We start from the raw sequence: 14,959 nt of genomic DNA, 5'->3' as shown, positions 1-14,959 counted from the left end.
CCGGTTTCGGCAGGCGGTCGCCTGCCGAAAACTCCTTGTTGCCGGGAAGAACGTAGTTGCGTTCGCCGGAGCCGCGGGACGGCTGGAACGTGGGCTCGCTGGCACCATCGGTCGGCATCGGCACGCCATGGGCGGCGTCGACGTCGATGATCCTGTCGGACTTGACCTGATCCTTGATAACCCGCTTGAGCTCTTCGCGGGCCCGCTTCAGAAAGCGCTGTCGATTGCCGAGGCTCTTATCCTTCGGATTGAGCCGCCGGTCGATGAAATTCGGCATATACCAATCCCCTGCTTCGGCCCAATCCCCTGTTTCGGCATCGTCAGCCCGCCTTGTTGACCCGCATGTACCAGTCGACCAGTCGTCGGACCTGACGCTCCGTGTAGCCGCGTTCCGTCATGCGTTGGACGAACTCGGCGTGTTGCTTTTCGGATGCGCTGTCCTTCTTCGAGCCGAAGCTGATGACCGGAAGCAGGTCCTCGACCTGGCCGAACATGCGCTTCTCGATCACGTCGCGAAGCTTTTCGTAGCTGGTCCAGGAGGGATTCTTCCCATGGTTCTTGGCGCGGGCGCGCAGGGTGAACTTGACGACCTCGTTGCGGAAGTCCTTGGGATTGGCGATGCCGGCCGGCTTTTCGATCTGCGACAACTCGCTGTCGAGGATCTCACGGTTGAGGATCTGTCCGGTATCCGGATCCTTGAAGTCCTGATCTTCGAGCCAGGCGTCGGCATAGGCGATGTAGCGATCGAACAGGTTCTGGCCGTATTCGCTGTAGGATTCGAGATAGGCCTTCTGTATTTCGTGGCCGATGAACTCGGCGTAGCGCGAGGCCAGCTCGGACTTGATGAAGTCGAGGTAGCTCGCTTCCGTCTCCTTCGGGAACTGTTCGCGGCGGATCGCCTGTTCCAGAATGTACATGAGATGCACGGGATCGGCCGCGACCTCCTTGGTGTCGTAGTTGAAGGTTTCCGACAGAACCTTGAAGGCAAAGCGGGTGCTGATGCCGGTCATGCCTTCGTCGACACCGGCGGCGTCGCGATATTCCTGAACGGACTTCGCCTTGGGATCGGTGTCCTTCAGGTTCTCGCCGTCATAGACCCGCATCTTGGTATAGAGCGGCGAGTTCTCGTGACGGGCAAGGCGGGTGGAAACGGTGAAGCGGCTGAGGCTTTCCAGCACTTCCGGTGCGCAGGGGCTCTTGGTCAGCTCGCTTTCGCGCAAAAGCTTCTCGTAGATTTGCCGCTCTTCAGTGACGCGCAGGCAGTAAGGTACTTTGACCACGAGGATGCGGTCGAGGAAGGCCTCGTTGTTCTTGTTGTTCTTGAACTGCAGCCACTCGGATTCGTTGGAATGCGCAACGACGATGCCCTGATAGGGGAAGCCACCGAAGCTTTCGGTGCCGTTGTAGTTGCCTTCCTGGGTGGCGGTCAAAAGCGGATGCAGCACCTTGATCGGCGCCTTGAACATTTCGACGAATTCGAGCAGGCCTTGCGTCGTGCGGTTGAGCCCGCCGCTGTAGGAGTAGGCGTCGGGATCGGCCTGGCTGTAGTTTTCGAGCTGGCGGATGTCGACCTTGCCGACCAGCGAGGAAACGTCCTGATTGTTCTCGTCGCCGGGCTCGGTCTTGGCGATCGCCACCTGGCGCAGCCGCGACGGCATCAGCTTGACGACGCTGAATTTCGAGATGTCGCCATCGACTTCGTCGAGCCGCTTCGTCGCCCAGGGCGAGATGAGGCCGGTCAGCCGGCGTCGGCCGATGCCGTATTTGTCTTCGAGCAGATCGGCCATGCGGTCGGGATGGAAGAGGCCGAGCGGCGATTCAAAGACTGGGCTGACCTTGCCGCCGACCGCCAGCGTGTAGATCGGCTGAAGTTCCATCAGTTTTTTCAGGCGCTCGGCGAGCGAAGACTTGCCGCCGCCGACCGGGCCGAGCAGGTAGAGGATCTGCTTGCGCTCCTCCAGCCCTTGCGCTGCATAGCGGAAGTAGCCGACGATGCGCTCGATCGTATCCTCCATGCCGTAGAAGTCGGCGAAGGATGGATAGATCTTGACGGTCCGGTTTGAGAAGATGCGGCCGAGACGTTCGTCCGCGCTGGTATCGATGAGGGTTGGATTACCTATGGCTGTAACCATCCGCTCTTGCGCGGTGGCATACATGCTTTTGTCGTCACGACATGCCAGAAGGTATTCTTGAAGGCTGATTTCTTCTTGCGCTGCACTTGTATAGATCTCCGAGAAGAGATCAAAAACGTCGCATTCGCTCTTTTGCATCATGCTCTCCCGCGGCCGCTGGCTGAGACGGGGATCGCTGCTTATCGGCTCGCTCATTCGAATAAACGGCGTCCCATGCGCAATGTTCCTTCAGAGTACTCGCTTTCTCGTGATTCTCGAAGGGGTTGTTTCAATGAATGAAAAATCGTGACTGCGGCATCACGAAAACCTGATCGAAGCGGCGGTCACGCGGCGTTGGAGGCGGGCGCAAGCGCGCTTGGCGCCGCGTGTGACCCGGCGTTTTCTGTGTCGGCGCCACGTTCGGTTGCGTCAGCCGCCGCCGGGGTCGCCAAGGCGGCGAACATGGGTGGCCAGGGCCGCGTCGCCCATGGTGGCGGCCCCGACATGGCCGACGCCCGGCGCTGCAACCATGGATAAGTTGTCTTCAACACCGGCGGCGCGATGGCGGCCCGTGCTTCGGCATAGGCGTGCTCGGTAGCGCCGCCACGCAGCGGCGCTTGAGCGAGGGGGGAAAGGCGTTAGGCGAGCCAGGCCGGCAGGCGCGCCGGAACACGGCCGGTGAGCGCCGCCTCGACGCAATCGGCAAGGTTGCTGAAGCGCACGGCGCGGCCGGAAAGACCGGGGCCGTAATGGGCGTATTTGCCGGAATTGGTCATCAGTGCCCGTGTCTTCGTCGGGAACACCGGCTCCGAAATCGAGCACCAGCAAAGATCTGGCAGCACCTGGATGCCGCTTTCTTCAAGGCGGGCAAGCAGACCTTCGTCGCGCGCGGCGGTAATCGCGTCTCGTCCGGCGGTGACGATGACGGCGACGTTGCTGTCGCGTTTGCGGCCGTCGAAGGCCGTGGCCAGCGTGCGGCATTCCTCGAGCGACGCATGCGGGCTGCCGATGGCGACGAGTTCGACCTCCTCCGGACCGTCGTTCAGGAGCGACCAGGCAGCGGCCATGTCGGCGCGGGTGATCGTCGTGCGGTCGGCATCCTTAGCCGCGGCGCCTTCCGCTTCCGGGGTCACGCCCTCCACATGCAGCATCGGGGATGCAGACGTGGTGCCGAAGGCGGCGCAAAGCGCCTTGAGGTCGTCACGCGACGGGCGTGCCGATGCAAGACCGCGCAACAGCGGAATGCGGTCGGGCGCGGCCTTGCCAGCGAGGTAGCCGATCAACGGCCAGAAGGCATCGTCGATATTGTCAGGCAGCTCCACGTCGATGATGCGCGTCGCCTTGCGCGGCGCGTCGAGATAGACGCCCGAGAGCGGTGCGCGACCGGTCAGCGCGATGCAGAGGTCGAGAAAATCAGGGTGCTTCGCCGTACGCGCGCCAAGCACGGTGTTGGCGAAGATCACCGCATTGGATTCTGCCCAGGCGATCGCTTCGCCGGACTTCGGCGCGCTGTCGAGCAGATAGGGTGAGCAGGTGAAAGTCGGGCGGCAGCCCATGCGTACATAGGCGTCGGCAAGCCTGGCCGCCGGGTCGCCGAACGATTCCGGTACACCCTGTGCCTGCCAGTTGGCGCGGTCGACGGAGATCGCGTTCATCGTCGTCGGCACCCGAACCTTGGCGCCCATGTCTGCCATCTTCTCGGCGAAGGTGAGGTTGGCGGGGCTCGCATAGATGCAGCCGTCGATATGGCCCTGGACCACGTCGATCAGTTTTTCCGCGCCCTGCTGCGCCGCCATCGCCGCGATGATGCGCATTGCCTGTTGCACGGCGATGCCGTCACGACCGTCGAGCATGGCGCGATCGTCGTCGGAAAGGTCGAGCGCTGTCGTTGCCGGCGGAGCGACCGGAATTGTCAGGCCATCGGCTTCGATTGCCGTATCGCTGATGCGCGCGGTCTTTGCCTGCGAGAGCGCCTTGAAGGCGTCGCGCGAAAGCCGAAGCACCGGCAGGGATTTTCCGAACATTTCGGCCGCGATCAGCGCGCCGAGCGTCAGCACGTCCTCGGCTTCCGAGAAGACAAGGGCCGCAGGCGCACGGCCGGTCAGCGCCATGTCGAGCAGGACGCCCGAACCGGTGCAGGAACCGCGGCTCGACGGCATCATCAGGATGCCGCCGGTCAAACAGAGGCCGTGCAGCGGATGGTGCACGTCGATCACCCGGCCCGTTGCCGGATCGACCCCGCCCCAGAAACTCAACGCCTCCTCAGTGGCGATGATGGGGCCATCGGCGGAGCCGGAAAGAATGCTGCGGGCGGAGATCGATTGGGTCATTTTACGACAAATCCATGGGCAAAGGGGTCGCGGTCATCGATGAAGATCGTGTTGATGCCGGTCATGCGGGCCCAGCCGGCGATCGAAGGAATGATGGCGTCGCGGTCGGCAACCTTGGTCGCCGCCTCGACGCGGCCCTTGAACAGCGAGCCGATGATCGACTCGTGCACGAACTCGTCGCCGACCTTGAGCTTGCCCTTGGCGGCAAGCTGGGCCATGCGCGCCGATGTGCCGGTGCCGCAGGGCGAGCGGTCGATCGCCTTTTCGCCGTAGAAGACGGCGTTGCGCGCATGCGCCTCGGCGTTTGTCGGTTTGCCGGTCCACTGGATGTGGCTGAGGCCCTGAATTTCCGGGTGCTCCGGATGCACGAACTCGTAGTTGGCGTTGAGCGCCGCGCGCAGCTTCGGGCTCCAGCCGACAAGTTCGCCGGCGGTGTGGTCGGCCATGTCGCGGAAATTTTTCTGCGGCTCGACGATGGCGTAGAAGTTGCCACCGTAGGCGACGTCGACGACGATCTCGCCTAGACCCTCGACCTCGGCCGTCAGCCCCTCGGCGTAGAGGAAGCCCGGCACGTTGGTGAGGCGCACTTCTTCGACGAAGCGGCCTTCCTGGCGATAGGTGATGTCGACCTTGCCGGCCGGCGCGTCGATCGAAAGCTTGCCCGGCTCGCGCGGGGTGATCAGGCCGTTTTCGATCGCCATGGTAATGGTGCCGATCGTGCCGTGGCCGCACATCGGCAGGCAGCCCGACGTTTCGATGAAGAGCACCGCCACGTCGCAGTCCGGCCGGGTCGGCGGATAGAGGATCGAACCCGACATCATGTCGTGGCCGCGCGGCTCAAACATCAGGCCGGTACGGATCCAGTCGAACTCGCGCAGGAAATGCGCCCGCTTCTCCAGCATGTTGGCGCCTTCGAGTCGTGGCCCGCCGCCGGAAACGAGGCGGACCGGATTGCCGCAGGTGTGGCCGTCGATGCAGGAGAAGGTGTGGTTGGCCATGGTCTAAACTCTGTCAGAAACGTTGGGGCGAGAAGGAGCTGATGTCGATCGCCGGCCGCCGGCCGGTGAGCAGGTCGGCAACGAGCCGGGCGGTGCCGGCCGATTGCGTCAGACCGAGATGGCCGTGGCCGAAAGCGTAGACGACGCGGCCCGTGGCGCGGGCGCGGCCGATCGCCGGCAGGCTGTCGGGCAGCGACGGGCGGAAACCCATCCATTGCACGCCGCCCTCGGTCTTGAAGCCGGGCAGGAAGGTCTGCGCCTTCTTCAGCATTGCCTCCGAGCGGCGGAAGTTCGGCGGCAACTTCAGTCCGCCGAGTTCGACGGCGCCGCCGACGCGGATGCCGGTCGAAAGCCGCGTCACGACGAAGCCGTGGCCGCCGAAGGTGACCTGCGTGCGCAGGTCAAAGGCATCCTGCGGCAGGGTGGTATTGTAGCCGCGCTCGGTTTCGAGCGGGATGCGCTCGCCAAGCGTGCGGGCGACCTGGTGCGAGAACGCGCCGGCTGAAAGCACGACCTGCTCCGTCCGCCGGGTCTTGCCGTCGGCCGTCAGTTCGACGCCGCCTTCGACAGGCTTCAGCGCCGTGACCTCGGCGCGCTCGATCACGCCGCCCTTGGCGCGGAAATGGTCTGCCAGCGCCAGCGTGTAGAGCTTGGGATCGGCGATCGAATACCAGCCGGGGGTAAAGGTGCCATGGGTGAAGCGCGATGCGAGACCGGGCTGGATCTCGGCCATCTCGGCCGCACCCATGTGCCGGAATTCGATGCCGTGTTCGGCGCGCGCGGTCCAGCCGGGAAGAGAGGCCTTCAGCTCGGCTTCGCTTTCATAGACCTGCAGATTGCCTTCCTTGCGCAGCATCGGCAGCGTGTTGGTCTCTGCCAGGAAAGGCTCGAGCTCGGCCTTGGAGAGGTCCATCATCGCCGTCTGGGCGGTCGTCGAATGGGCCACGCGGCTTGCCGAGCAGGCGCGCCAGAAGCGGAACATCCACGGCGCGATCTGTGCCGCATAGGCCGGTGGCACGCTCAAGGGCCCAAGCGGGTCGAGCAGCCACTTCGGCGCCTTCTTCAGGATGCCGGGCGAAGCGAGCGGCAGGATGTCGGTGAAGGCGAAGGCCCCGGCATTGCCCGCCGAGGCACCTGCTGCCGGACCTTCCCGGTCGAGCACGGTGACGGAAAGTCCCCGTGCCTGGGCGGCGATCGCCGCAGAAAGGCCGACAACGCCGGCGCCGATGACGATGACGTCAGGCTGAACTGCATTCTTCATGATCGGCTCAGTGCGTCGCTGCCAGGAACTTCTGGAGTTCCGGATCCTTCGGCGCGCCGAAGAGCGCCTCCGGTGCGGCGATTTCCGCCATCACGCCCTTGTGGAAGAAGGCGACGCGGTCGGAGACTTCGCGGGCAAACTTCATCTCGTGGGTGACGCAGATCATCGTCATGCCTTCGGACGCCAGCATGCGCAGCGTGTCGAGCACTTCGCCGACGAGCTGTGGGTCGAGCGCCGAAGTCACTTCGTCGAACAGCATGTATTCCGGCGACATGGCGAGCGCGCGGGCGATCGCCATGCGCTGCTGCTGGCCGCCCGACATGCGGGTCGGGTAGACGCCGAGCTTCTCGCCGAGGCCGACGTGGGTGAGTTGCTTGACGGCGATCTCCTCGGCCTTCTCCTTGGAAAGACCGAGCACCTTGCGCGGCGCCAGCGTGACGTTTTCAAGCACGGTCAGGTGCGGGAAAGCATTGAATTGCTGGAAGACGATGCCGAGCTTGCTGCGCAGCTTGTTGAGGTTCGTCGATTTCGCGTGGACCTCGGTGCCGTCGACCAGGATGCGGCCGGAATCGATCGGCTCGAGACCGTTGATGCAGGTGAGCAGCGTCGACTTTCCGGAACCGGAGCCGCCAATGATGGTCAGCACCTCGCCCTTGTTGACGGTGAGGTCGATGCCTTTGAGAACCTCCAGCGAGCCGAAGGATTTGCGAACGTTCTGGATCTCAATCATTGGACCACCGTTTTTCAAGGTAACCGCCGAGCCGGGCGATCGGGAAGCTGATGAGGAAGTAGATGGCGCCGCAGATCAGAAGGATCAGCAGCGGTTCCTGCAGGCGGGTGACGAGAACCTGCGAGGCGCGCAAGAGTTCGATCAGGCCGAGCCAGAGCACGAGTGCCGAGTCCTTCATGACGCCGAGCGTCAGGCCGATCCAGGACGGAAGCGAAACGCGGGTCGCAAGCGGCGCCACGATGTAGCGCATGTCCTGCCACCAGGTCATGCCGAGCGAGCGGGCGGCACGGCGCGTCGTCGGCGGTACCGACGAGATGCCGCCGCGAACGATCTCGGTGCAATAGGCGGCCGTATAGAGCGACAGCACCACGCAGGAGGTCGTGAACGGCGCCCAGCCGAGCTTGGCGATCGCCTGGAAGGCGTTGGCAAGCACCAGCTGGATCAAGAGCGGCACGGAACGGAAGATATCGAGCACGAAGGTGAGCGGCATGGCCCAGTAGGGGCCGACCTGATTGCGCACGACGCCGAAGATGATGCCGAGCACGGTGCCGGCCGTCACGGAGACGGCGGTGACCGCAAGCGTCATCAGGGCGCCCTGTAACAGGAAGCCGAGATCAGCGAGGGTGAGGGCGGTATTGAACATCTCTCACCTCTCCTTAGTAGCGGAACATGCGCGCAGCGAGCAGGCGCGCGCCAAGGGTCACGGCTTTGGCGATCAGGTAATAGATGACCGCCGCGATCGCGAAGAACTCGAAGGTGCGGAACGAACGGGCGTTCAGTTCCTGGGTGATGCCGGCAAGGTCGGTGTTCATGCCGACGGTAACGCCAAGTGAGGTCATCAGGATTGCCCAGACCATCTGGTTAGTGACGGGCAGGAAGGCGATACGCAGCATCTGCGGCAGGACGATGTAGCGGAAGGCCTGGACCGGCGTCATGCCGAGCGAACGACCGGCCCGTGTCTGGGTGTCCGGAATGGCCTTGAGCGCGCCGCGGAAGTTTTCCGCGAGATAGCCGGCATTGTTGAAGGCGATCCCCGCGAGCAGCGCCGTATACGGGCTCAAGTGGATGCCGAAATTGCCGAGGCCGAAATGCGCCATGTAGATCTGGAACAGCGCCGGCGTGTTGCGGGCGATTTCGATCCAGGCGGTGGCAAAGCCACCGAGGATGCGATTGCCCGACAGGCGGCAGGCTGTGAGCGCCAGCGCCAGTGCCAGGCCGATGACCATCGAGAGCAGAGCCACCTGCAAGGTGACCAGCGCTCCATCGAGCATCTGCGGCAGGGCCTTCAGCGCCTGGTTCCAATGAAAGGTATAGCTGAACATGTTTCGTCTCACCTCTTCGGAAACGAATAGCGGCGCGAAGCTAAACTTCGCGCCGCCAGATAAACGGCATATTAGCGGTAAACGCCCTTAGCCGTAAGGTCCGGAAGTTCGCCGCCGACCCACTTTTCGTAAAGTTCAGCGTAGCGGCCGGTGCGGACCTGCTGGTTGATGAAGAGGTTGAGGAAGTTGATGAAGCCGTATTCTTCGCGGTTGGTGAAGAGCGCGACGTAGTCGGTGTCGAACGGAGCCTTGCCGACGACGGAGATGCCGGCGAACTTGCCGCCCTTCACGTTGGCCTGGGCGACCGTCGAGGTCGAAACGGTTGCGTCGATCTGGCCCTGGCTGAGCGCGAGGAAGACGTCGGCCTGGGTCTGGTACGGACGGAACTCGCCGGCACCCCATTCCTTGACCTGCTTTTCGAGCGCGATCGCCTCGAACGTGCCGGCGGTCGCGCCGACGGTCTTGCCCTTCATGTCTTCGAAGGACTTGACGCCCGATTTTTCGTTGGCGGTGACGGCCATTTCGAATGCGAAGTAGGGGATCGTCATGCCGACGGTCTTTGCACGCTCAAGCGTGTCCGAGGTCGAGGCAACGCCGACGTCGACACGGCCCGACATCAGAGCGGGAATACGCTCCGGGAACGGGGTCTCGACGATTTCGGCGGTGACGCCGAGGGCCTTTGCGAGATCGTTGCAGTAGTCGACGTCAAAACCGATCGGGTTGTTGTTCTCGTCGCGAGAACCCATCGGCGGGAAGTCGAGCACGACTGCGCAACGCAGCGTACCCGAACCGATGACGTCATCCAGCTTGTCGGCATGGGCCTGGCTGGTCAGAGCAGCGGCCGCAACGAGGCCGAGCGCGAGCACCGAAGTCTTCATTTTCTCTCTCCCTGAAATGAGTGCCGTTTGACGGCTGAGGCACTATTCCGTTTTAGAGAGCACAAATCAATAGAAAAATACAATTAGTATACAAAAAGTATAAGTTCATAACGCAGAACGCGCGCAGGCATCCCATTTGTTTCGTGAAATGGGATGCCTGCGAAGCGATCTGTCGTGTCTTGCGGCTGCGGGCGGCAAGCCACCCGCAGCGTCTGCCGGTGCCTTAACCCTGGAAGTCCTCGGGCAGCAGGCCTTCCGGCATGTTCTGGTAGGCGACCGGACGCAGGAAGCGGCGGATCGACATGGTGCCGACGCTGGTTGCGCCGAAGTTGGTCGAGGCCGGATAGGGTCCGCCATGCACCATGGAATCCACCACCTCGACACCGGTCGGGAAGCCGTTGACCAGCACGCGGCCGGCCTTGCGCTCGAGGATCGGGCGCAGCCGGCGGGCGGTCTCGAGATCGGCCGCATCCATGTGGATTGTGGTGGTCAGCTGCCCCTCGAAACCGCGGGCAAGCTGTTCCATCTCTTCGGTCGAACCGACGCGGACGACGAGGCCGAGCGGGCCGAAGACCTCTTCGCCGAGCGCGTGGTCGGCAAGGAACTGGTCGCCTGATGTCTCGAACAGGTTCGGCGAGACCGAGCGGCCGGAAGATTCGGTCGTCACCAGCGGCTTTACGGTGTTGCGGCTTTCAAAGCGCGCCTGGCCGTCGTGATAGGCCTTGGCGATGCCGTCGGTGAGCATCGTCTGCGGTGCGACCTTGCCGAGCGCTTCGACGGCAGCTGACGTGAAGCGGTCGGCATCGGCGCCTTCGACAACCACGGCGATACCGGGGTTGGTGCAGAACTGGCCGGCACCCATGGTCAACGAACCGGCCCAACCCTGGCCGAGACCTTCGGCGCGTGCCTTCAGTGCTTCCGGCAGCAGGAACATCGGGTTGACCGAGCCGAGCTCGCCGAAGAACGGGATCGGCTCCGGACGCGCAGCGCAGAGATTGAAGAGCGCGCGGCCACCGGCGAGCGAACCGGTAAAGCCCACGGCCTTGACCAGCGGATGCTGGACAAGCGCTTCGCCGACCTGGCGGTTGCCGCCCTGGATCAGCGAGAAGACGCCCGGGTGGACGCCGGTCTTGCGGATGGCGGCTTCGACGGCCTGCGCGACGATTTCACCGGTGCCCGGATGGGCCGAGTGGCCCTTGACGACCACGGGGCAGCCGGCAGCAAGGGCGGCAGCCGTGTCACCGCCGGCGGTCGAGAAGGCCAGCGGGAAGTTCGAGGCGCCGAAGACGGCGACGGGGCCGATCGGGCGCTGGATGAGGCGGATTTCTGGGCGCGGCGCCGGCTGGCGCTCGGGCAGGGCCGCATCGAAACGGCGGTCGAGATATTCGCCCTTTTCGATGTGGTCGGCAAAAAGCCTGAGCTGGCCGGTGGTGCGGCCGCGTTCGCCCTGGAGACGCGCTTCCGGCAGGCCGGTTTCCTGGGTGCCGATCTCGGTGATGGCTTCGGCGCGTGCTTCGATCTCGTCGGCGATGGCGCGCAGGAAGGCAGCGCGCTCGGCGCGGGTCGAATAGCCGTAGCTCAGGAACGCCTCTTCGGCCGCTTCGGCGGCGCGGTTGACCAGCTCTACCGTGCCGGTGGCGAACTGATGGACCGGCCCGTGGGCGGGTGCGGATGCGAAGGTACCCGCGCCGTCGAGCCATTCGCCGGCGACAAGGTGTTTTCCTTTGGGGGTGAAGGCCATCTGCCGATCCTTTCGTTCGATCCCGGATTGCCTTTTCTGGCAGAGGGGATCATGGCTGAATTGCACTTGTCGGATCTTTGTATACTATATGTATGCAGAACATCAATCGCCTGACTGGCCCTTCCGGATCAGGCGCAGCATTTGAGAGGGAGAGAGATGAGCGAAACCAATACCCTGACGATCGCAGCACTTTTCGAGCGCGTCGAGGCGATCTTCCTGAAGGCGGGGCTCAACGCCATTCAGGCCGGTGCACTGGCCCGAGTGATCGTCGCCGGCGAGCGCGATGCCTGCAAGTCGCACGGCATCTACCGCATCGAAGGGGCGCTTCGCACCGTCAAGGCGGGCAAGGTGAAGCCAGATGCCGTTCCGGAGCTCGATGCGCAGGAAGGCTCGGCCATCGTCAAGGTCAACGCCAAGGGCGGTTTCGCCAATCCGGCCTTCGAACTCGGCCTGCCGGCGCTGGCCGAACGCGCTCGTACGCTCGGCATTGCCGCGCTCGTCATCAATGATTGCACCCATTTCTCGGCACTCTGGCCGGAAGTGGAAGGCCTGACCGGCGAGGGACTTGCCGGCCTCGTCATGTGCCCAAGCTATGCGACCGTTGCGCCGACCGGTGGCAACAAGCCGCTGCTCGGCACCAACCCCTTCGCCTTCGGCTGGCCCCGCGAAAACAAGCCGCCCTACGTCTTCGACTTCGCGACTTCGGTTGCCGCCCGCGGCGAGATCGAGCTGCACCGCCGTGCCGGCAAACCGTTGCCGGAGGGCTGGGCGATCGATGCCGAGGGTAATCCGACCACCGACCCGGAAGCGGCCCTTGCCGGCGCCATGCTGCCCTTCGGCGGCCACAAGGGTTCGGCGATCGGCACCATGGTTGAGCTTCTCGCCGGCATCATGATCGGCGACCTGACGAGCCCGGAAGTGCTCGACTATCTCGGCACGACGACGCTCGCACCCTTCCACGGCGAACTGATCGTCGCCTTCTCGCCGGAAAAGTTCGCCGCCGGCCGTCCGGGCGACCCCTTTGCCCGTGCCGAAGTGCTGTTCGAGGCGATTGTCGGCCAGGGCGCGCGCCTGCCGTCGCAGCGCCGCTTCGTCGCGCGCGCCAAGTCGGAGGCCGAGGGCGTCGTGCTCAATACCGCCGAAATGGAGCAACTCGACCGCTTGCTGGCTCTGGGATTGGATGCCGTCGCGTAAGCGACGGCTAACCTTTCCGCGGTTTCCTCGCTGGGCCGCCATCGCCGTCGATAAAAGAAGGCCCTCTCAATCGGAGGGCCTTTTCTGCGAGAGGCGACCCCCCACTCGCCTTCTTCATCCTCGCGCCCGTGCGGGAATCCAGTGACCCGACGTCTATCGGGGCTACGGGCTCTTTCACATGCTGGAACCTATGACAGGCACAGGAATGAGGGAAATCTTGGCTGGTGCTTGCGATGCAAACGCGGCTTGCGGTCTTGAACGGGGCGACACAAAAAAAGGCCCTCCAACAGGAGGGCCTTTCTCGTTTTACGGGCCGATATTGATAATCAGGCCTTGTACTTCTGGACCGCGCCCGGGAGCTTGCTCCACTCGCCGTACCAGCTGTTGAACAGCTTGAACTGGGCTTCGACGTAGCCGCGCTGGCTGTCGGAGAGAACGTCGCTCTCGTTGAAGTGCAGCGTGTATTCCTTGTCGCCCTTCAGCACCATCATGTGCTTGAAGTAGAGAACGAGGTCCGGGCCTTCGTCGAAGGACGAGAGAACGGCGAGCGCCTGTTCCAGTTCCAGGGCGCGCAGACGGGCGTCGACGTCGCCTTCGGCGGCGGCACGCGACAGGTTGCACATGTGGATGACTTCCTTCGGCAGGACGCAGCCGATGCCGGTGATGGCACCCGTTGCGCCGCAGTTGACGAAGCCGTGGAACACGGCCGTGTCGACGCCGATCATCAGCGAGACGCCATCGTCACGGCTGGTGATGTTCTCGGCCGCATAGCGCATGTCGGCAGCGCCGCCGAATTCCTTGAAGCCGACGAGGTTCGGATGTTCGGCGCGCAGCGCGAAGAATAGGTCGGCGCGGGTGGCGAAGCCGTAGTAGGGGCTATTGTAGATGACAGCCGGCAGGCTCGGGGCAGCCGAGAGAATGGCCTTGAAGTGGTTCTTCTGGGCAGCGACGACCGAGCCACGCGACAGAACGCGCGGGATGACCATCAGGCCCTGGGCGCCGACCTTCTCGGCGTGCGCTGCATGCGCGACGGCCGAAGCGGTGTTGACGGCGCCGGTGCCGACGATGACCGGGATGCCGGCCTTGACCAGGCGCTCGACGCCTTCCATGCGTTGTTCGTCGGTCAGGAGCGGCCAGTCACCCATCGAGCCGCAGTAAACGACGGCGGACATGCCCTGAGCGATCAGCTCCTTGCCCTTGCGCACCAGCGCGTCGAAATCGGGGGTGCGGTCTTCCTTGCAGGGGGTCATCAGCGCCGGGATGACGCCGGTGAAAATCTGAGCCTTCATCTGAAACTCCTCTCGGGCTTTGTCTTCAGGGCAGCGGCGCACCTACGCCCCTGCCTTTGATCTAGACAATAGCCGTTTGTATTTTATTTGTCGACAAGAAAAATACAAAAGCCGCTACAGGGCGATGTCGAGCTTGCTATTGCGGGCAAAAAGCTTCTGCACCTGCTCGACGATCTGCTCCGCATGCGCCTTGCCGAGCCGATCGGCAGCCTCGACGTCGCGCGCGGCGATCGCCGCGATCATGGCCGCGTGCTCGTCGACGAAACGCTGGGGGAACTGCTCGTCATAGGACTGGTAATAGAGACGCAGGATACGCCGCCCTTCGTCGAGCAGCCGGCGGAACAGGCTGGTGAAGTAGGGGTTGCGTCCGCTTTCCGCGATCGCCGCATGGAAGGCGGCGTTGGTGGCGATCATCGTCAGCGCGTCGCGCGTCTGCACGGCTGCCGCATAGTCTTCGTGGAAGCCGCGAATGATCGCCAGGTCTTCCGGCCTATGGTTCTGCGCCGCAAGCCTTGTCGTGACGCGGTACATCAGCACAAGCGCATCGAAGAACGGATTGAGATTGAGGAAGTCGATGTTCGCCACCATCGTCGAGCGGTTCGGCAGCGTGTCGATCAACCCTTCGCCGGCAAGACGCACCAGCGCTTCGCGGATCGGCGTGCGCGACATCTTCAGCCGCTCGGCAAGCTGCACTTCGTCGATCGGGCTGCCTGGCGGCAGCACCAGGTCGAGGATCTCGTCGCGCAAGAGGTCATAGACCATCTTCACGCCGGAGCCGCGCTTGCGCTCAGGGATGGGGCTGTTGTCGGTGTCGATATCGGTCATGTCAGATTCCTTTGTCGACAAAAGAAATACTTGTCTCTGCCGCAGGGATCAACCGTTTCCGTGATGATGGGTGCATGGTGGCGGGTATATCCAAATACGTGTGTTTGCCTTCAGCGGCACTTTGTTGAAGGCCCTGCGCGGTTACAACGCGCATTGTTATAAAAGCGGTGTTTGGAAACAGGATTGTGCAATCGGGCCGCCCGCACCAGCGGCTGACCCGGCGCTTTCTGCCGACCCATGCATTTCCCACATGGGAGCGCTGAGTTTTGAGCGCTGCAAC

Annotated in this window: 14 protein-coding genes; 1 reads left to right on the top strand and 13 read right to left on the bottom strand. The window is 63.6% G+C overall.

Annotated features, from left to right (window positions below):
* From L981_RS06300 to L981_RS06255, 10 genes are all read right to left on the bottom strand, one after another.
* Positions 1 to 277 (bottom strand): DUF444 family protein (locus L981_RS06300; RefSeq protein WP_043613004.1); only part of this gene is annotated, 277 nt, incomplete at its 3' end.
* 43 nt (positions 278 to 320) lie between these two features.
* Positions 321 to 2,270: a PrkA family serine protein kinase gene (locus L981_RS06295; protein ID WP_043613002.1), complete on the bottom strand. Its 1,950-nt coding sequence runs from the start codon at positions 2,268 to 2,270 to the stop codon at positions 321 to 323.
* A 479-nt stretch (positions 2,271 to 2,749) separates the two neighbouring features.
* Positions 2,750 to 4,441 carry an aconitase X gene (locus L981_RS06290; protein ID WP_043613000.1) on the bottom strand — a complete coding sequence of 564 codons (1,692 nt, stop codon included), beginning with the start codon at positions 4,439 to 4,441 and terminating at the stop codon, positions 2,750 to 2,752.
* Entirely contained in the window at positions 4,438 to 5,439 is a 1,002-nt protein-coding gene (locus tag L981_RS06285) for a 4-hydroxyproline epimerase (protein WP_043612997.1), read from the bottom strand. The genes L981_RS06290 and L981_RS06285 overlap by 4 nt, the downstream gene beginning before the upstream one ends.
* 13 nt (positions 5,440 to 5,452) lie before the next feature.
* Positions 5,453 to 6,700 carry an FAD-binding oxidoreductase gene (locus tag L981_RS06280; protein WP_043612995.1) on the bottom strand — a complete coding sequence of 416 codons (1,248 nt, stop codon included), beginning with the start codon at positions 6,698 to 6,700 and terminating at the stop codon, positions 5,453 to 5,455.
* 7 nt (positions 6,701 to 6,707) lie between these two features.
* Positions 6,708 to 7,430: an amino acid ABC transporter ATP-binding protein gene (locus L981_RS06275; protein WP_043612991.1), complete on the bottom strand. Its 723-nt coding sequence runs from the start codon at positions 7,428 to 7,430 to the stop codon at positions 6,708 to 6,710.
* Positions 7,423 to 8,073, bottom strand: a complete 651-nt coding sequence (locus L981_RS06270; RefSeq protein ID WP_043612988.1) for an amino acid ABC transporter permease — start codon at positions 8,071 to 8,073, stop codon at positions 7,423 to 7,425. The genes L981_RS06275 and L981_RS06270 overlap by 8 nt, the downstream gene beginning before the upstream one ends.
* Before the next feature lie 13 nt (positions 8,074 to 8,086).
* A complete protein-coding gene (locus L981_RS06265; RefSeq protein WP_043612986.1) occupies positions 8,087 to 8,752 on the bottom strand; it encodes an amino acid ABC transporter permease in 666 nt (221 codons plus the stop codon).
* A gap of 71 nt (positions 8,753 to 8,823) precedes the next feature.
* Entirely contained in the window at positions 8,824 to 9,630 is an 807-nt protein-coding gene (locus tag L981_RS06260) for a transporter substrate-binding domain-containing protein (protein ID WP_043612984.1), read from the bottom strand.
* A 223-nt stretch (positions 9,631 to 9,853) separates the two neighbouring features.
* Complete coding sequence (locus tag L981_RS06255; RefSeq protein WP_043612982.1) at positions 9,854 to 11,371, bottom strand: aldehyde dehydrogenase (NADP(+)); 1,518 nt, start codon at positions 11,369 to 11,371, stop codon at positions 9,854 to 9,856.
* Between the two features lie 156 nt (positions 11,372 to 11,527).
* Between L981_RS06255 and L981_RS06250 the strand changes: the two genes are divergently transcribed.
* Complete coding sequence (locus L981_RS06250) at positions 11,528 to 12,565, top strand: Ldh family oxidoreductase (protein WP_043612980.1); 1,038 nt, start codon at positions 11,528 to 11,530, stop codon at positions 12,563 to 12,565.
* Positions 12,566 to 12,891: 326 nt separating this feature from the next.
* Here L981_RS06250 and L981_RS06245 read toward each other — a convergent pair whose 3' ends face one another.
* The 3 genes from L981_RS06245 to L981_RS35375 form a co-directional block, all read right to left on the bottom strand.
* A complete protein-coding gene (locus L981_RS06245) occupies positions 12,892 to 13,854 on the bottom strand; it encodes a dihydrodipicolinate synthase family protein (RefSeq protein ID WP_043612977.1) in 963 nt (320 codons plus the stop codon).
* A 114-nt stretch (positions 13,855 to 13,968) separates the two neighbouring features.
* Entirely contained in the window at positions 13,969 to 14,679 is a 711-nt protein-coding gene (locus L981_RS06240) for a GntR family transcriptional regulator (RefSeq protein WP_043613006.1), read from the bottom strand.
* 1 nt (position 14,680) lies between these two features.
* A partial coding sequence (locus L981_RS35375; protein ID WP_210166423.1) for a hypothetical protein occupies positions 14,681 to 14,959 on the bottom strand: 279 nt, incomplete at its 5' end.

It is taken from the genome of Ensifer sp. ZNC0028, assembly GCF_000799055.1.
Lineage (GTDB): Bacteria > Pseudomonadota > Alphaproteobacteria > Rhizobiales > Rhizobiaceae > Ensifer.
The sequence above is the reverse complement of the archived record's forward strand: the minus strand, read 5'-3'. Positions and strand labels throughout refer to the sequence as shown.